This window comes from Streptomyces sp. CNX435 (genome assembly GCF_059570575.1).
Genome location: NZ_JCANTA010000001.1, coordinates 432,709 through 449,969 on the forward strand (window position 1 = coordinate 432,709; position 17,261 = coordinate 449,969).

The 17,261-nt window shown below is 69.1% G+C and carries 20 protein-coding genes and 1 pseudogene; 13 read left to right on the forward strand and 8 right to left on the reverse strand.

Going from position 1 to position 17,261, the window contains the following annotated elements:
- Positions 1–52: 52 nt before the first annotated feature.
- The 5 genes from T328_RS01775 to T328_RS01795 form a co-directional block, all read right to left on the reverse strand.
- Positions 53–757 (reverse strand): phosphoadenylyl-sulfate reductase, encoded by a 705-nt coding sequence (locus T328_RS01775; RefSeq protein WP_496493989.1) that lies wholly within the window; start codon positions 755–757, stop codon positions 53–55.
- Positions 754–936, reverse strand: a complete 183-nt coding sequence (locus tag T328_RS01780) for a hypothetical protein (protein ID WP_496493990.1) — start codon at positions 934–936, stop codon at positions 754–756. The genes T328_RS01775 and T328_RS01780 overlap by 4 nt, the downstream gene beginning before the upstream one ends.
- Positions 933–2,627, reverse strand: coding sequence for a nitrite/sulfite reductase (locus T328_RS01785; protein WP_496493991.1), 1,695 nt, complete (start codon positions 2,625–2,627; stop codon positions 933–935). The genes T328_RS01780 and T328_RS01785 overlap by 4 nt, the downstream gene beginning before the upstream one ends.
- A 168-nt stretch (positions 2,628–2,795) precedes the next feature.
- On the reverse strand, positions 2,796–2,879 hold the full coding sequence (locus T328_RS01790) for a putative leader peptide (RefSeq protein WP_367648462.1): 84 nt from the start codon (positions 2,877–2,879) through the stop codon (positions 2,796–2,798).
- Between the two features lie 115 nt (positions 2,880–2,994).
- Entirely contained in the window at positions 2,995–3,555 is a 561-nt protein-coding gene (locus T328_RS01795) for a GNAT family N-acetyltransferase (RefSeq protein WP_496493992.1), read from the reverse strand.
- A 222-nt stretch (positions 3,556–3,777) separates the two neighbouring features.
- On the opposite strand from T328_RS01795, the gene T328_RS01800 reads away from it, so the two are divergent.
- The 3 genes from T328_RS01800 (at position 3,778) to T328_RS01810 (ending at position 6,587) form a co-directional block, all read left to right on the forward strand.
- Complete coding sequence (locus tag T328_RS01800) at positions 3,778–4,659, forward strand: ABC transporter permease (RefSeq protein WP_496493993.1); 882 nt, start codon at positions 3,778–3,780, stop codon at positions 4,657–4,659.
- 98 nt (positions 4,660–4,757) lie between these two features.
- On the forward strand, positions 4,758–5,774 hold the full coding sequence (locus T328_RS01805) for an ABC transporter substrate-binding protein (RefSeq protein ID WP_496493994.1): 1,017 nt from the start codon (positions 4,758–4,760) through the stop codon (positions 5,772–5,774).
- Between the two features lie 3 nt (positions 5,775–5,777).
- Positions 5,778–6,587, forward strand: coding sequence for an ABC transporter ATP-binding protein (locus T328_RS01810; RefSeq protein ID WP_496493995.1), 810 nt, complete (start codon positions 5,778–5,780; stop codon positions 6,585–6,587).
- 374 nt (positions 6,588–6,961) lie between these two features.
- Here T328_RS01810 and T328_RS01815 read toward each other — a convergent pair whose 3' ends face one another.
- Positions 6,962–7,555: a TetR/AcrR family transcriptional regulator gene (locus T328_RS01815; RefSeq protein WP_496493996.1), complete on the reverse strand. Its 594-nt coding sequence runs from the start codon at positions 7,553–7,555 to the stop codon at positions 6,962–6,964.
- Positions 7,556–7,656: 101 nt separating this feature from the next.
- On the opposite strand from T328_RS01815, the gene T328_RS01820 reads away from it, so the two are divergent.
- On the forward strand, positions 7,657–8,397 hold the full coding sequence (locus T328_RS01820) for a nitroreductase (protein WP_496493997.1): 741 nt from the start codon (positions 7,657–7,659) through the stop codon (positions 8,395–8,397).
- A gap of 21 nt (positions 8,398–8,418) precedes the next feature.
- Here the strand turns inward: T328_RS01820 and T328_RS01825 are convergent.
- Positions 8,419–9,298, reverse strand: a protein-coding gene (locus T328_RS01825) for an IS5 family transposase (protein ID WP_496493998.1) whose coding sequence is annotated in 2 segments (ribosomal slippage) — positions 8,419–8,941 and positions 8,940–9,298 — 882 coding nt in all. Because the reading frame shifts where the segments join, the coding sequence is not laid out codon by codon here.
- A 102-nt stretch (positions 9,299–9,400) separates the two neighbouring features.
- On the opposite strand from T328_RS01825, the gene T328_RS01830 reads away from it, so the two are divergent.
- The 3 genes and pseudogenes from T328_RS01830 to T328_RS01840 all read left to right on the forward strand — a co-directional run bounded on the left by T328_RS01830 (position 9,401) and on the right by T328_RS01840 (position 11,776).
- Positions 9,401–10,024, forward strand: a complete 624-nt coding sequence (locus T328_RS01830) for a hypothetical protein (protein WP_496493999.1) — start codon at positions 9,401–9,403, stop codon at positions 10,022–10,024.
- A gap of 244 nt (positions 10,025–10,268) precedes the next feature.
- Positions 10,269–10,466, forward strand: a pseudogene (locus T328_RS01835) (helix-turn-helix domain-containing protein); the annotation flags it as partial.
- Positions 10,467–10,642: 176 nt separating this feature from the next.
- Positions 10,643–11,776 carry an IS630 family transposase gene (locus T328_RS01840; RefSeq protein ID WP_496494000.1) on the forward strand — a complete coding sequence of 378 codons (1,134 nt, stop codon included), beginning with the start codon at positions 10,643–10,645 and terminating at the stop codon, positions 11,774–11,776.
- A 22-nt stretch (positions 11,777–11,798) separates the two neighbouring features.
- Here T328_RS01840 and T328_RS01845 read toward each other — a convergent pair whose 3' ends face one another.
- Positions 11,799–12,782: a WD40 repeat domain-containing protein gene (locus T328_RS01845; protein WP_496494001.1), complete on the reverse strand. Its 984-nt coding sequence runs from the start codon at positions 12,780–12,782 to the stop codon at positions 11,799–11,801.
- 441 nt (positions 12,783–13,223) lie between these two features.
- On the opposite strand from T328_RS01845, the gene T328_RS01850 reads away from it, so the two are divergent.
- The 6 genes from T328_RS01850 (at position 13,224) to T328_RS01875 (ending at position 17,200) form a co-directional block, all read left to right on the forward strand.
- Complete coding sequence (locus tag T328_RS01850; protein ID WP_496494002.1) at positions 13,224–13,436, forward strand: hypothetical protein; 213 nt, start codon at positions 13,224–13,226, stop codon at positions 13,434–13,436.
- Positions 13,420–13,941 (forward strand): DUF6879 family protein, encoded by a 522-nt coding sequence (locus T328_RS01855; RefSeq protein WP_496494003.1) that lies wholly within the window; start codon positions 13,420–13,422, stop codon positions 13,939–13,941. The genes T328_RS01850 and T328_RS01855 overlap by 17 nt, the downstream gene beginning before the upstream one ends.
- On the forward strand, positions 13,938–14,777 hold the full coding sequence (locus T328_RS01860; protein WP_496494004.1) for a helix-turn-helix domain-containing protein: 840 nt from the start codon (positions 13,938–13,940) through the stop codon (positions 14,775–14,777). The genes T328_RS01855 and T328_RS01860 overlap by 4 nt, the downstream gene beginning before the upstream one ends.
- A gap of 365 nt (positions 14,778–15,142) precedes the next feature.
- On the forward strand, positions 15,143–15,466 hold the full coding sequence (locus T328_RS01865) for a hypothetical protein (protein WP_496494005.1): 324 nt from the start codon (positions 15,143–15,145) through the stop codon (positions 15,464–15,466).
- Between the two features lie 278 nt (positions 15,467–15,744).
- Entirely contained in the window at positions 15,745–15,930 is a 186-nt protein-coding gene (locus T328_RS01870) for a hypothetical protein (protein WP_496494006.1), read from the forward strand.
- Between the two features lie 91 nt (positions 15,931–16,021).
- Entirely contained in the window at positions 16,022–17,200 is a 1,179-nt protein-coding gene (locus tag T328_RS01875) for a methyltransferase domain-containing protein (protein WP_496494007.1), read from the forward strand.
- Positions 17,201–17,261: the final 61 nt, after the last annotated feature.

Consider the following 17,261-nt stretch of genomic DNA (forward strand, 5'->3'; position numbering starts at 1 on the left):
GGAACGGTTGGGCGCGCGCCGCGCCGGGCCGCGGCGGCGGGCGGGGGAGGGCTCAGACGTTGATGCCGCACTCGGTCTTGGCGAAGCCCGCCCAGCGGCCCGCACGGGCGTCCTCGCCGGGGGCGACCCGGCGGGTGCAGGGCGCGCAGCCGATGGAGGGGTAGCCGTCGGCCAGCAGCGGGTTCGTGAGCACGCCGTGCTCGGCGACGTAGTTCTGCACGTCCGCCTCGGTCCAGCGGGCGATCGGCGAGACCTTCACCTTGCGCCGCTTGGCGTCCCAGCCGACGACCGGGGTGTCCGCGCGCGTCGGCGACTCGTCGCGGCGCAGGCCGGTGGCCCAGGAGTCGTACGCGGCGAGGCCGTCCTCCAGCGGCTGCATCTTGCGCATCGCGCAGCACAGGTCGGGGTTGCGCTCGTACAGCCGGGGGCCGTACTCGGCGCCCTGCTCCGCGACCGTCAGCCTGGGGGTGAGCGAGACGACGTTCACGTCCATCACGGCGGCGACCGCGTCGCGGGTGCCTATGGTCTCGGGGAAGTGGTAGCCGGTGTCGAGGAACAGCACGTCCACGCCCGGCATGACGCGGGACGCCAGATGCGCGACGACCATGTCCTGCATGGACGAGGTGACACAGAAGCGCTTGCCGAAGGTGTCCGCGGCCCAGCGCAGGATCGTCAGCGCCGGGGCGTCCTCCAGTTCGCGGCCGGCCCGCTCGGCAAGCGCCGCGGTATCTGTCTCCGCGTCTTCGATGACGGTCATCGGTGGTGGTTCCCTCCATCGCTGTCGGAACGCAGCCCTTCGGCCAGCAGCCCGAGGAACGAGAGCTTGAATGCGCGATTGCAGGACCGGCACTCCCATGTGCCGTGCCCCTCTTCGGAAGGACGCAGGTCCTCGTCGCCGCAGTACGGGCAGTAGAACGGCGCCGCCCGCCCGCTCACGTGAGGTCCTCCTCGCCGGCGCGCGCCGCCCACTGGGCGAACCGCTCGCCCTCCTCGCGCCCGGCGGTGTAGCGGGTGAGCACGCGCTCGACATAGTCGGGGAGCTGGGCCGCGGTGACCTTCAGGCCGCGGACCTTGCGGCCGAAGCCCGGGTCGAGGCCGAGGGCGCCGCCGAGGTGGACCTGGTAGCCCTCGACCTGCTCGCCGTTCTCGTCGGTGACCAGCTGCCCCTTGAGACCGATGTCCGCCACCTGGATACGGGCGCAGGAGTTCGGGCAGCCGTTGAGGTTGATGGTGATCGGCTCGTCGAAGGCGGGCAGCCGCCGCTCCAGCTCGTCGACGAGTGTCGCGCCGCGGGCCTTCGTCTCGACGATCGCCAGCTTGCAGAACTCGATGCCGGTACAGGCCATCGTGCCGCGCCGGAACGACGACGGCGCGACCTGGAGGTCCAGCGCCGCCAGCGCCTCGCGCAGCGGCTCGACCCGGTCCTCCTCGACGTCGAGGATGAGCATCTTCTGCTCGACGGTGGTACGGAGCCGGTCGGAGCCGTGCTCCGCCGCCAGCTCGGCGATCTTCGTCAGCGTGCCGCCGTCGATGCGGCCGACGCGGGCGGCGAAGCCCACGTAGTAGCGGCCGTCCCGCTGCCGGTGCACCCCGATGTGGTCGCGCCAGCGCTGGGCCGGCACGGCGGGCGCGGGGCCGTCGGCGAGGGTGCGCAGCAGGTACTCGTCCTGCAGCACCTGGCGGAACTTCTCCGGGCCCCAGTCCGCGAGCAGGTACTTCAGCCGGGCCCGGTTGCGCAGCCGGCGGTAGCCGTAGTCGCGGAAGATCGACACGACGCCCTCGAAGACGTCCGGCACGTCCGCCAGCGACGCCCAGGCGCCGATCCGTACCCCCAGCCTGGGGTTGGTGGACAGCCCGCCGCCGACCCAGACGTCGAAGCCCGGGCCCAGCTCCGGGTGCTCGACGCCCACGAAGGCGACGTCGTTGATCTCGTGCACGATGTCGAGCACCGGGGAGCCGGAGACCGCGGACTTGAACTTCCGGGGGAGGTTCGAGTACGCCGGGTTGCCGACGACCCGCCGCTGGATCTCCTCGATCGCCGGGGTGCCGTCGATGATCTCGTCCGCGGCGATGCCGGCGACCGGGGAGCCGAGGATGACGCGCGGGGTGTCGCCGCACGCCTCGGTGGTGGACAGCCCCACGGCCTCCAGCCGGCGCCAGATCTCCGGGACGTCCTCGATCCGGATCCAGTGCAGCTGGATGTTCTGCCGGTCGGTGAGGTCCGCGGTGCCCCGGGCGAACTCCTGCGAGATCTCGCCGATCGTGCGCAGCTGCGTGACCGTCAGCCGGCCGCCGTCGACGCGGACGCGGAGCATGAAGTACTCGTCGTCCAGCTCGTGCGGCTCCAGGATCGCGGTCTTGCCGCCGTCGATGCCGGGCTTGCGCTGCGTGTACAGCCCCCACCACCGCATCCGGCCGCGCAGGTCGGCGGGGTCGATGGAGTCGAAGCCACGCTTGGAGTAGATCGTCTCAATGCGCGTCCGCACATTGAGACCGTCGTCGTCCTTCTTGAACTGCTCGTTGGCGTTGAGCGGCGTGAAGTGGCCGGCGGCCCACTGGCCTTCGCCGCGGTGGCGGCCGGCCTTGCGGCGTCCGGCCCCGGTCGGGCGCGTGGAGGAGTTAGCCATGACAGGGGTGTCCTTAAGGCGAGCGAAGGAGCCGGCCAGGGTTGCGCATGACCCTGTGTGACCTGCGTAAACGGTTCTTCAGCAGGGCGGCTCGGCAGGGCCGCACGCGAGCGTCCGCGACGGTGGGGACGGCTGGGTGGCGGCGGGAGGTCGGCGGTGCTGTGACTTTCAGCCCGCCGGACAGATGGCGCTGGACATGCGGCCGAGATCGACGTGACGCCGACTCACCAGGGCGACTCCAGCTCGATCCATGAAGAGAGCGTGGCATGGGGTGCCGCGGATCGTCCACAGTATTCCGCCATGCGGACAGTCCGGTCTCGCTATATGGACAGGGGTGGGGGCCGGGGTGGGAGCCGGGCTTCGGGTCCTACGTCCGGGGGTCGCCGGCCGGGGCGTCCCCGGTGCGTACGTCGAAGATCCGGAAGCCGCGGCGCCGGTAGTTGTCCAGGGCGTACGGGCCGTCGTCGCTGCAGGTGTGCACCCACACCCGGCGCGTCCGCGACTGCTGTGGCCAGCGCTCCGCCAGGTCCCAGGCGCGCGCCGTGCCGACGGAGAGCAGGTGCCCGCCGATGCGCCGGCCGCGGAACGCGGGCAGCAGCCCGAAGTAGGTGATCTCCACCACCCCGTCCGGCCGGCCCTGCAGTTCCAGATAGCCGGCCGGCGTGCCGCGCTCGTACGCCACCCAGGTCTCGGTGCCCGGCTCCTCGACGAAGGCGCGCCACCGCGCCTCGTTCCACACCAGCCGGTCCGTCCACGACACATCGGCGCCGACGGCCTCGTACAGATAGCGGTTGAACCCGGGGGAGGGGATCCCGGCGCGTACGACGGTCAGCTCGCCGGCCGCGACGGCCGCCGGCTCGGCCGCCGCGCTGAGATCGTCCGCGGCGGTCTGCTCCAGCGACCAGGTGGTGAGTGCGGTGCTCTCCATGAAGGAATCAGACCATGGCGCACGGTGCCTTGCCGACCCGGGAGCGGTGCAGGAATCTGCGTCACGACCCCTTGCCCGCGGGTGGGCGCCGCCCGTAGCTTATGGCAAGCGCTTTCTGTGGCCTTGGCCACTGCCGTAGCACCGCACCAGGCACCACCAGGAACCACCTCGGAACTGCCCCGGCGACGGCCACCTGTTCAACCTCGATTGGATGCATCCCGAGTGACAACGGCACAGGACGACCTCAAGGCGCCCGCCGCCGTCCCGACCGCTCCCGAGCGGACGGGGCGGCGCGGAGCGCGCCTCGGCAACCAGCTCGCCGCCTTCGGCTCCGCCGTGTGGCGGCCCCTCATCGTGCTCGCCGTGATCGGCCTCGTCTGGTGGTTCGTCACCGCGCGGGAGATGGTCGAGCGCTACCTCGTCCCCACCCCCGGCTCCGTCTTCGAGGTCATGTGGGAAGAACGGTCGATGCTGGCCGAGCACACCTACGTGACGCTGTACGAGACGGTCATCGGCTTCCTGCTGGCCGCCCTCATCGGCATCGCCGCCGCCGTGCTCATCGTCTACTCCAAGACGGCCGAGCGCTCCCTGTACCCGATCATCCTCTTCGCCCAGGTCATCCCGAAGATCGCCATCGCGCCGATCCTCATCGTGTGGTTCGGCACCGGGCTCTCCCCGAAGATCATCCTGGCCGTGCTGATCGCCTTCTTCCCCGTCGTCGTCTCCGGCGTCGCCGGGCTGCGCGACACCGACCCCGAACTGCTGGACCTCTCCGCGACGATGGGCGCCAGCCGGTGGAGCGTCTTCGTCAAGGTGCGCTTCCCCGGCGCGCTGCCGCAGCTGATGGCCGGGCTGAAGGTCGCGGTGACCCTCGCCGTGGTCGGCGCCGTCGTCGGCGAGTTCGTCGGGGCCAGCGAAGGGCTGGGCTACATCCTGCTGCTCGCCAGCGGCAACCTGAACTCCGCGCTGCTCTTCGCGGACCTGATCCTCATGTCGGCGATCGGCGTGGTGCTGTTCGTCGTCATCGAGGTCGCCGAGTCCCTGCTCATCCCGTGGCACGCCAGCCGCCGCGAGGGCTCCAGCGTGACCATGGCGACGACGTGAGCCCCCCGGGGCCATGGCCCGCATGGCCCGCCCGGCTCGCCGACCCGGCGCCGCAGCCCGTATCCCGCAGTAACGGACCACCCAGGAAGGCTAAAGACATGAAACGCACCGCGGCGACACTCACCCTGCTGAGCGCGCTGCTCGCCGCCACCGCCTGCGCCCCCGACACGTCGGACGACGACGGCGGCGGCGACGCGGGGGGCGACGACAAGGGCAAGAACGTCACGCTGACCCTCAACTGGGTGCCGTACGGGGAGCACGCCCCCTTCTACTACGGCGTGGAGAAGGGCTTCTACGCCGACGAGGGCATCAACCTGGAGATCAAGCCCGGCAACGGCTCCGCCGCCACCATCCAGCAGGTCGCGCAGAACCAGACCGACTTCGGCTGGGCCGACACCCCGCCGCTGATGGCGGGCATCGGCGAGGGCATGGGGGTCAAGAGCCTCGGGGTGTACCTCCAGAAGGGCCCGTCCTCCGTGCAGTTCATGTCCGACCAGGAGATCAAGGAGCCGGCCGACCTGGAGGGCAAGACCGTCGCGGGCACGCCCGGCGACGCGATGTACGCCACCTTCCCCGGCTGGCTCGAAGCCAACGACGTGGACCCCTCGAAGGTGAAGGTCGTCAACGTCCAGCCCGCGGACAAGATCTCGCAGCTGGCCGCCGGCAAGGTCGACGCCATCATGGGCTTCTTCCACGACCAGGGCCCCACCATCGAGAACACCACCGGTGAGACGGTCGACTACATCCTCTTCTCCGACTTCGGCATGAACGTCCTCGGCACCGGCATCGTCGCCTCCGACAAGCTGCTGGCCGACGACCCCGAGCTGGCCAAGGCGTTCGTCCGGGCCACCGCCAAGTCGTGGCAGGAGGTCGAGGCCAACCAGGACGAGGCCGTGCAGATCATGTCGGAGGCCGCGACCGAGCCGCCGCCGGACAACGTGCTCGCCAACCAGCTCAAGGACACGCTGCCGCTGCTGGCGGGCGACGGCGGAGTCGGCGTCAACTCCGAGGAGTCGTGGCAGGAGACTATCGATCTGCTGGCGGACGGCGGGATGCTGAAGGAGGCCAAGGAGCCCGCCGCCTACTGGGACGCGTCGTACGCCGCTAAGGGGTGAGCAGTGCCGCAGCTCGAAAAGAAGAAGGCCGCCGCGACCGACGCGGCGGCGTCCGCAAGCATCGACATCCGCGATGTGACGTGCACGTTCACGACGAAGCGCAGTCGCACCACGGCGGTCGACGGGGTCTCGATGCGGATCGAGCCCGGTGAGTTCGTCTCCATCCTCGGCCCGTCGGGCTGCGGCAAGTCGACCCTGCTGAAGATGATCGCCGGCCTGGTGCTGCCCACGACGGGCCAGGTCAGCCTGCTGGGCCAGCAGGTGACCCGCCCGCAGCGCAACATCGGCTTCGCGTTCCAGCGGGCCTCGCTGCTGCAGTGGCGGGGCGCGCGGAAGAACATCCTGCTGCAGGCCGAGATGCGCGGCATGGACAAGCAGACCGCGGCCCGCCGAGCCGACGAACTCATCGAGCTGACGGGCCTGCAGGGTTTCGAGGACGCCCTGCCGCACGAGCTGTCAGGCGGCATGCAGCAGCGCGTGGCCCTGTGCCGCGCGCTGCTGCACGAGCCGCCGGTGCTGCTGCTCGACGAGCCGTTCGGCGCGCTGGACGCGCTGACGCGGGAGCACCTGAACGTCGAGCTGAACCGCATCTGGCGCGAGACGGGCACGACCATCGTGCTGGTCACCCATTCCATCTCGGAGGCCGTCTACCTCGGCACCCGGGTAGAGGTGATGAGCGCGCGCCCGGGCCGGATCATCGAGACGATGCCGGTGGACCTGCCGGCGGCGCGCGAGTACGGAAAGGTCATGTCCGCCCCGGAGTTCGAGACCCTGGCCGCCCACATCCGCACCCTCCTGGGCGGCGCACACTAGCGCCGTTCCCGGTACGCCGGCCGCCCGGGGGCCCGCGCGACGCGCGGGCCCCCGGGCGCGCGGCAGCCGTGCTCGACGGCCGGCGGCGCGTTCGGTATTGCGGAACACGTTCCCGCGGCCTCCGGCTGCGTGCTGCGCGGCTGGCCTCAGGTGGTCTACGGACCGCCCGGCGAAGGCAGGGCATCAGTGCAGGTCGGACGGGCTTCACCTGGTCCTGGACCCGCTCGCGATGTCGCGATGTCGCGATGTCGCGATGTCGCGGGGCGCGGGGCATGATCTCTAGCGTCTGTTGTGAAAGTCCCGCCTTCCTCTCGGTCGAGCGGCGGGATCTTTGCATCAGGCGCTAGGCGTACCGAGCAACCCGGTGGAACCTGTCAGATCGTGGTCGGCAGCGCGTTTTCCAGGAGGGTCTCCGCCGCTGTCCGCGCGTGCCGGCCGTAGTTCGACTCGCCCAGCACCATGGCGCGGCTGGCGGCGCCGTCCGCGAGGGTCACGAGTTGCTCGGCGAGGACGGCGGGCTCTCGGCAGCCCAGTTCCGCTACCAGGTCGGTCACCAGCCGCGCCATCAGCAGTTTCTGTTCGCGGGCGTAGGAGTGGACCGCGTTCTGGGGGTCGGGGAACTCCGCGGCGGCGTCGATGAAGGGGCATCCGCGCACGGGATCCGTGCCGGTCGGGGGCGGGTCGAACAGTGCGAGGATTCGCTCCTTGGCGGGGATGTCCTCACGTGCCAGCACGCCCTCCAGGGTGCGTCCCGTCGAGGAGAGGTCCTTGAGGTGGGCGAGGACCAGCTCGTCCTTGGTCCTGAAGTGCGCGTAGAGGGTGCGCTTGGACACCGGCGCCCGCTCCGCGATCTGCTCCATGCCGGTCGCGTTGATCCCCTGGGCTGCGAACAGTCCGGCTGCGGCAGCCAGGATGCGCTCCCGTCCTCCGCGTCCCTGCCGTCGAGACGCCGTCGGCACCGTGGTCATGGCGTAAGTATACGTTCTCGTTTACTTCGGAGGGGTGGCTGGCTATAGTGCCCTTCTAGGTAAACGCCTCCGTTTACTTCGATGAACCTAAGGAGAGTTCCATGAGCGGACCGGTCTTCACCCGGACACGCACGAGCGAGGCGCCCACCGGCGGAACACGGACGGGCGGGACACGAACATGGGAGTACGCCGAGCAGCTGATCCGCGGGCGCCACGCGACCCGCGCCTTCCGTCCCGACCCGGTGCCCCAGGACACTCTGCGCGGGGTCTTCTCCCTGGCCGGCGCCGCGCCGTCCAACTCCAACGCGCAGCCGTGGCGGGTCGAGGTGGTCGGCGGCGCACGGCGAGACCGTCTGGCCGACGCCCTGCGAACGGCCCACGCCGAGGGACGCGTCACGGCCGACTACCCGTACTCCGAGGACATGTACGACCCCGTCCACCAGGAACGGCAGGCCGCCTTCGGCGCCGAGGTGTACGGAGCGCTGGGCATCGGCCCCGAGGACCACACGGCCCGCGCGGCCTACGACGCGGAGAGCCTGGGCTTCTACGGGGCGCCCCATGCCGCGTTCCTGTTCGTCACCGGCGACGGCGGGCCGCGGCTGGCCGCCGACGCTGGCGCCTACATGCAGACGCTGCTGCTGGCCATGGCCGCCTACGGCGTGGCCAGTTGCCCGCAGGGCCTGCTCAGCTTCTACGCCGACGCCGTCCGCGACCAACTCGGAGTGGACGAGGGGAAGCTGCTCGTGGGGGTCTCTTTCGGCTACGCCGACGAGAACGCGCCGGTAAACCGGGTCGCGATCGGCCGGGCGGCTCTGGAGGCAACCACCACCTTCCACATCTAGAGCCGGTCGCGAAAGCGCCGGTCACAGCCACTCGTTGAGGACTGCAACCAGCACGGTCGCCTCGTATCGGACGGCGAGTTTGTCGTATCCCGTGGCCACTGCGCGGTGCCGTTTCAGCCGGTTGATCCTGCACTCCACCGCGTGGCGTTCCTTGTAGTCGTAGTCGTCCTTGTCGAAGGCCGGTGGCCGACCGCCCCGGGACCCGAGCCTCTCGCGGTTGCGGACCTGGTCGGCCTTCTCCGGGATGGTGCACCCGATCCTGCGCCTGCGCGGGTAGGAGCGGTTCGCGCGGGATCCGTAGGCTTTGTCGGCACGGACCCTGTCCGGCGTGGTGCGCGCGCGTCCGGGACCGGTGCGAGGCACGCGGATGCGTTCGAGGACGGGCTGGAACTGCGGGCTGTCGTGACGGTGGCCCGCAGTGATCAGCAGGGACAGCGGCTTCTGCCCCTGCTCGGTCACAAGGTGGATCTTCGTCGTCAGGCCACCACGGGAACGTCCGAGCCGGTGATCGTCCGGCTCGGTGTCGACCCCACCGGGCGGCTCACGCTGCAAATCCCCTTTTGCGCGCGCCGGCGGCGTGCTGGTGGGCACGGCAGACGGTCGAGTCCACACTCACGTCCCAGGTGATCAGGCCCTGTACATCGGCTAGGACCTGCAGTTGTTCCAGGATCCGCTTCCATGTGCCGTCGCGCTGCCAGCGGCGGAACAGGTCGTAGACCCGGTCCCATGGGCCGTACCGCCCGGGGACGTCCCGCCAGGGCGTGCCAGCCCGGGTCCGCCACCGTATCCCGTCGATCAACTGCCGACGCGCCCACGTCCGTGGCCGCCCCGACTTCTTCCCCGCTGGCAGCAGCGACTCCAGTCGAGCCCACTGCCGGTCCGTCAGGTCCCCTCGCGCCACAGCTTTGCCTTGCCTTTCGACCTGTGTGAGGTACCCCTCGCGCCTCAGGGGTGGGAGTACTGCTACGCAGGGGAGGTGTTCCGCCGACACCTCGTACCGTTCATGTCCGTACCGGAACTCTTGCCCTTCGCGGACCTCGGCACCGGCACCTGCGTCGGATGGGTGGTCCCCGCGCCGGAACTCGGGCGCACCGACCATCCCGTTGCTTCCTTCGGCCACAAGGAGCCGGGCGTCATCGGCCGGAACACCCTGGACGGCCTCACCTTTCTGCTCTCCCTCGCCCTGCGCAGCGGAGGAGAGCGCCGCCGCACCCAGGTAGCACGCCTGTCGGCCGAACTCGGCATCCGACCCACCCCGGAGTACGGGGTGAACCCCGACGGCATGGACGTGGAGATCCCCCTCGATCTCGCGCCATCGGCCGACTGGCACCACGAACCCGACCCGACCGGCATCGGTATCGGCGTTCTCGCACCGAACGACGCCTTCGGCGACGAGTACCCCTCCTTCACCGGAGAGACAGCCACCATCCTGACCGACGCCTCCCGGATGCTGGACGCGGGCCACCCGGCGAGCGCTCTTCTGGGACTCACCGCCGCCTATCACGAGGACATACATCGCCTCCCGGAACTCCACCCCTTGTGGGCCCGCGCTTACGATGATCTCGACCGTCCTCTGTTCCGTGAACGTCTCGACGTCATGCTGGAGGACCACCAGCAGACGTTTTAATGCTGTGAGTTGGAAGCATCTGGGTGGTTGAAGGGGTGGGTGGATGCCGAGTCCGCCGGGTGCTGCGGGGCTGGTCGCGGCGGCGGACGGCGTCAGCATTGCTCGTCCTGCGCCCGAAACGACGCTCAGCGTGTCGAGCGTTGACGAACCCGTTCCTGCGATCTGGTCCGCGTGTCTGCGGCGCCATGCGCGGCTGTCCTCAGATCTCAAGGAGTGTGCAGGTCCGAAGCGTAGCCTTTGCCCTATGGGCGAGCACCTTGGCGACCGGGTGGCGCGGCTGCGTCGCCTGGCCGACTTGACGCGGGAGGGGCTGGCAGCGCGCTCCGGGGTGTCCGTGGACGTGGTCCGAAAGCTTGAACAGCACCGCAAGCACAGCGCGCGGCTGCCGACCCTGCATGCGCTGTCGCAAGGGCTCGGCGTCGAGCTGACGGCGTTGCTCGGCGGCGCGCGAGTACGGAAAGGTCATGTCCGCCCCGGAGTTCGAGACCCTGGCCGCCCACATCCGCACCCTCCTGGGCGGCGCACACTAGTGCCGCGTCAGAGAACCTTTGCCCTGTCGTGAGGTGACGCGCCGGTCGGAGGCTGGTTCCGGCGACGCGGTACCGCCAGGCTGTCCGGGTGGCAGAACGAGTACGCGTTCGCGAGATTGATGATGACGAAGGCCAGCGCCTGCTGCGGATCGTTCGCAGAGGTACCGGGTCGGTGGTGACCTGGCGGCGAGCGCAGATGGTGCTGCTGTCCGCGCAGGGCATGCCGGTGGCGAAGATTGCGGATGTGACGTTCACCAGCACGGACCGCGTTCGGGATGTGATCCACAACTTCAACGCAGACGGCTTCAACTCGCTGTATCCGAAGTACCAGGGCGGACGGCCGAGGACGTTCACCCTGCCCGAGCGCCGCGAGATCAAGAAGATGGCCAAGTCCAAGCCGGCCGAGCACAGCTTGCCGTTTTCGACCTGGAGCCTGGCCAAACTCGCCGACTTCCTGGTCGCTGAGGGGGTGGTCGACGACATCAGCCACGAGGGCCTTCGGGTCCTGCTCCGCCAGGAGGGCGTGTCGTTTCAACGCATGAAGACCTGGAAGACCTCCCGCGACCGCGACCACGCCGCCAAGAAGGCCCGGGTGGAGCACCTCTACGCGATCGCCGACGGCGAGGTCATACCCGAGGACGGCGAACCTGACGTCATCTTCTGCCTGGACGAGTTCGGGCCGCTCAACCTGATGCCCCACCCTGGGCGGCAGTGGGCCGAGCGGGGCGGGCGGCGCAAGGACCCCGACCGCAAGCCCCGGCCCCGCAGACGGGCGACTTACACCCGCCCGCACGGCGTCAGGCACCTGCTCGCCGCCTACGACCTGGGCAAGGACAAGCTCTACGGCCACGTCAAGCCGAAGAAGAACCGGACGAAGTTCCTGGAGTTCTGTCGCTACCTGCGCAGCCTCTACCCCTCCGAGATCTGGATCGCGATCGTGCTGGACAACTTCTCCCCGCACCTGACCACGAAGAAGGACGCCAGGGTCGGCGACTGGGCCGCGGCGAACAACGCCGAGTTCGCCTACACGCCGACCAACAGCTCCTGGCCGAACCGCATCGAGGCGCAGTTCACCGCCCTGCGCTACTTCGCGCTGGACGGCACCGACCACACCAGCCACAAAGAACAGGGCAGCATGATTCGCCGCTGCATCATCTGGCGGAACAACCACGCGGCCGACGAACGCCTCCGCAAGATCATCGACAGGGCGAACGCTGCTTGATACACACTCCCCTGACGGGTGATCAGGGAAGTGCGTCGAGGAACCAGGCGGTGATGCCATCACAGCCCGAGGCAACGAATACTCGGCCATCCGGGGTGAACGAGGCGACGGTCTGATCGGAACCGGTCCAAAGAACGCGGCCATTGGTGGCGTCGAACAGCACGGCAAGGTAGTCATCTGCGGTGAACACAGCCGGGCCGCGGCTGGTCCAGCAGGCTCGCGTCGACAGGGCCGTCCAAGGCAACGTGGCATCGATCGTGAGCGCGGGATCGGCCACCCTCACATCCGTTCGATCCCCATCCGCTGCGAACAGACAAGCGGTCGGACGTTCTCCACCGGCTGCGACGAGCTCGGCGCCATCCGGGGAGAATGCCAGCGCGTGTATCGCCGGAAGGCCGGTGTCCCAGGTGGACAGGGCAGCACCGGGTGTCGTCTCTTGCACCGAGACCCGGCCGCCCGGCCGGGCGTACGCCAGGCGCCGGCCGGTGTGGTCCAGCGCCGCAGGCCCGGTCGCGTCCGGCACGGTCAGCAGGACACCACCGGTCACCGAATCGGCCACGGTCACCGCCTTCACCCGGGCGCTGCCGCCGACGAGCAGCCGCCCGTCGCCGGACTGGGCGAGCCGGTCGAAGTCGACGTCACCATCCCAGTCGTCGTGCTCGTCCAACTCCCCACCGATGACGAAGCTATGTTGGAACGCTCCGTCGAGCCCGTACGTCACCGGACTGCCGCTGTCCCCGCCGAGGTCGGCGTACCCGACGGTCACCCGTGCACCATCAGAGCTGAATACCGCATCCACCGCCGTCGACTGCTCCGCAAGCACGGCAATCTGATCCGGCTGTTCGGCGACGGGATCCGGCCGCAGCAGCAGCACCTCACCAAGGTCGTTGTTGCCGGTCGCGCCGGCCCCGGCCAGCACCACGCTCACGTCATTCGGGCAGGCAACAACGCTGACGTGGAAGTACTCGTCAAGCCGACACAGCAGCCGATGCGGAACATCCATCACAGCCGCTGATCCTCTCACGGCCGGCAGAGTCATCGACAAGGCGAACGTTGCTTGAAGCGGCACTAGGATCGGGCCCGGTACGCCGGCCGCCCGGGGGCCCGCGCGACGCGCGGCGCCTCCGGGCGCGCGGCAGCCGTGCTCGACGGCCGGCGGCGCGTTCGGCGTTGACGGAACTCGTTCCCGCGGCCTCCCCCGCCGCGCGCTGCGCGGCTGTCCTCGGATGGGTCTACGGCCCACCCGGCGAAGGCAGGGCATCAGTGCAGGTCAGACAGACTTCACCTGGTGCTGGACCCGCTCGCGATGTCGCGAGGCGCGGGGTGCGGGGTGCGGACCATGATCTCTAGTACAGAACGGGAATAGTCCCGTTCCGGCATGGACGGTGGTCGGCTCACTACGTACCGTAGTGGGCATGCAGGGAGGGTCTCTGCCGGAAGGTGCACCATGGCGCGCACGGAACTCACGCGGCTTACGGGGCGAGTTGGCGACCCGGAATGCGACGACGACGATTGCCCGAACGTCTATCGCGACGACCGGGACGGGAGCATTGTCGTCCAAGGTGACAAGTCCGACGCGTTCACTCCCCCCAGCGGCGAAGCACTCGTCAGGATTCCCGAGCACGTTCTCAGGGAGGCTGTCCGTGCTCTTGGATGGTGAGGACTGGAGGCGCGTATTCGACGCTTTCCAAACCGAAGCCTGGCGGTTCGAAGCGCAGCCGACCTACACCATGCCGCGCGAGGCTGAGAACGTCGCGCGCTTCCTTCGCGGAGAGCCAAAGCCGGAGGAACACAACGCGCGATGGCATGAGCGCGTGCGTGGCTATGTCGCTTCTGGTCGACGGATCGGCAGAGTTCGCGTCGTACGGCAGCCACTCACGGATTACCAGCGATACCAGTTCGCTTGGGGAATCCCCGGGAACATTGCCGCCGGAGAGGATATCCGCGTGCTGGACGTCACGGACTCCGACTACGGCCTGCCACTTACCGGGCAAGACTGGTGGATGTTCGATCAATCCCGAGTGGTTCACTTGAACTTCCGCCCGGACGGAACGCAGATCAACCGCAAGTTGTCCGCGGGCGACCCAGCGCAGTACGTCGAATGGCAGGAATTCGCCATGCGTCACGCGGTGCCGTTCGGGGAGTATGTGAAAGCGCACGCGTGACGTTCACCCCTGAGCAGCTAGGGCAGTCGAAAGCGGACCTGGCCGAGAAGCTGCGAGAGTTGCGGAAGCGAGCCGGCCTCACAGGAGACCGGCTCGCTAAACGCTGCGCTCTTTCACAGTCACAGATCAGCAAGTTTGAAACCGGGAAGCGCGTCCCGAAACTCGTAGACCTTGAGCGCATCCTCACGGCCCTGGACGCTCCCGCTGAAATGGTTGCCGAGGTGACCGCGCTGGCCAGGGTCGCGCGTACCGAGTGGCAGGATAAGCGCTCATCGTGGCGACGCGGGATTGAGAAACGTCAAGCGGAGTTGGCGGCATTGGAGGCGCAGGCTACAGAGCTGCGCTATTTCCTGCCTTCTATGGTGACGGGTCTACTTGCCTCCCCTGAGTACATGCGGGCTAGCCTTGCCCACACGCCCGGAGATGCGAGCAAGACGATATCGCGGAAACTGGAACGACAGGCGGTTCTCTATGATGAGGAGAAGCGGTTTACTTTCATCCTCACGGAACAGGCCGTTAGGTGCTCGATCCTTCCTCCCGCCGCCATGGCCGTGCAGATCGACCTACTTGCGTCGCGGTCGCACCTCCCCAGCATTCAGCTTGGGGTGATTCCGTTGGGTGTGACAATGCCTCGCGGACCCATGAACACGTTCACCATCTACGACAGTCGACTAGTCACCGTCGAGACATTCAACGGCCGCATGGTCTTCCAAGACCCTCGTGACATCAGCGAACACTTGACCTTGTTCGCGTCGTTCGAAGAACAGGCGCTGCTCGGTGATGCCGCGCGCGTGCAACTCTCCGCGTGGGCTGCGGAGTTCCGGCAAGATCTTTAGGCCGCAACAGGAATGATCCTCGCAGTTTCCCTGTATTGGTAGAACCATGGTGGGCATGGTGATGAAGGCGAATTCCGGCCCGTTGGGTTTAGCCCGACAGTTGGCCGCAGCATTCCACCCGGTGACCGTGGGCGCGGCGGGCGGTGGTGCGTCGTGAGGACTGACGGCAGGGTTCGGGAGGCGGATGCGGCGCGGGCCGAGTTGTCGGCGGCGTTGCGGAAGGCGGGGGTTTCGTTCCCCGCTATGGACGTGTTGCCCCAGGGGGTGAAGGGTGGCAGGGCGTCTTATGGCCTGGTCGAGTTGGGTGCGGTGTCGCCGCCGGTGGCGCGGTGTCTGGCGCGGCTGATCGCGCGGGGGGCGGAGACGTGAGCGCGCCCGTGCCTGGGATGCGGTTGCTGCCGTGGACGACGCCGGAGGGGTCGGGGTGGCTGTCGGAGTACGCCGACGCGATCGAGGGCCAGCAGCTCGTCTGGGGGCCCGACCTGTTGGAGCGCGCCGCGCAGGTGCTCAACGGCGGGGCGTCGGAGACTGAGTTGCGGTTCCTGGTGCAGCGGCTGAGCGAGGCGCTGCGCGACGCGCTGAGGGTCGCGGAGTGCCGCGGGAGGCGGGCAGCCGAACCGGACGGCGACGGCCCGTCAGACGACGGCGGCGGGCCGGGCTGGATGCCCCCGGCTGAGGCGTTCGGATGAGCGTCCCCACCCCCGCACCCGCGAATCCGTCCCGTACCCCGTCCGGGACCGGGCCAGCGGGGCAGGGTTAGGCGGCGTGTCGGGCGCTTCCGAACGCGGCTCGGCTCCCCTTGGCTCCCACCCGGGGGCCGGGCCGCGCACTACCCACACCCGGAGAGGGGGTGAGAACGTGGGAGGCAACGACAACGGCGAGATCAACGGCTATGACGTGTTCGAGGAGGAGACCGTCACGCCCGCTGAGTCGGAGACAGACGAGAGTGACCAGGAGAGCGGCACCGATGGGCAGTAAGAAGCCGTGGGCGGGGATCGGCGCGTTCATCAAGCGCGACCTTCCCGACCGTGCCCCGGCTTCCGCGTGGTGCGGCAGGCACCCCCAGGAACGCACGCGGCTCGTCGCCCGCGCCGGTTGGGTGTGCCTGGACTGCGTACGCGAGACGGCCACCCCCGGCGACGCCGCGCCGTAGCGCGCGTCCAGGCGGCCCCGCCGCACGGCCTCCTGAGGAATCCGGGTGGCGGGGCTTTGCCCGTGCCCGCGCACGCAGCGAGGGACGCTGAATGACCATGCACGAGGCAGCGGTGGCCGGCCCCAAGCGGCTGGCCTCCGCGCTGGTGGACAAGGGGGCGCTGACCTCCGACTGGCTTCCTGCGTTCGAGGCCGTGCCGCGGCATCTGTTCGTACCGGATGTCATCTGGCCGGGCCGGGCGGGCATGAACCGGCAGAGCGACCGGGTGATTCGCTCCGAGAAGCCGGACATGTGGTGGCAGGCCGTCTACCAAGACGCTCCGATCACCACCCAGTGGGACGACGGTGCCTACACCGGCCCCGGCAAGGGCAAGATCCCCTCAAGCTCCAACTCCATGCCTTCCATGGTGTTTTCCATGCTCAAGGCGCTGGATGTGGACGACGGGCACCGTGCGCTGGAGATCGGCACGGGGACGGGTTGGAACGCGGCGCTGCTGACGCATCGGCTCGGCCCGTCCGACGTCGTCACCGTCGAGGTGGACGAGGCCAGCTCCCGCGATGCACGGACTCGGCTCACGGCGGCCGGGTTCGATCCGCTCACGGTGGTGGGGGACGGTACACGGGGATACGCTCCCCGGGCTCCGTACGATCGGGTGATCGCTACCTGCTCGACGGTCCGCATCCCCCTGGCGTGGATCGAGCAGACACGGCCGGGCGGAGTGATCGTCGCCCCGTGGGGGCCGACCTACGGCGGTGAGGTCGTCGCCCGCCTCACCGTCGCGCGTGACGGGACGGCCTCCGGACGGTTCGCCGGCTCCTCGGCCTTCATGCGACTGCGCGCGCAGCGCACCACGCGTCGGCACGTGCGCCACTACCTCAAGGGCCGCAAGTGGCCCGCAGACGGCGTGAGATCCACGACCACCCTCTCCCCGGACGACGTGGGCGACTGGGCGGTGATGTTCGCCATCGGCCTGTATGTGCCTGCAGCGTTCCCGTGGATGGAGTCCTACAAGGACGGCTCGTACACCCTTTGGCTGCGCGATACCGCCGTCACCTCATGGGCGACAGCCGATTACGAGCCGGACCGCACCCGGTACGAGGTGGTGCAGTCCGGGCCCCGCAAGCTGTGGGATGAGGTCGAGACCGCCTACCGGTGGTGGGTCGACCAGGACCGCCCCGGCTTGAACCGCTTCGGACTCACCGTCACCCCGCACGGTCAGAACGCCTGGCTCGACACCCCCGACCGCCCCGTGCTCCCGACCACCAGGTAAGCCCAGGCCGGTCCGGGCCCCCTGCCCCGCGTGTTCCTGGAGGGTGCGCGCGGGCGGTCGC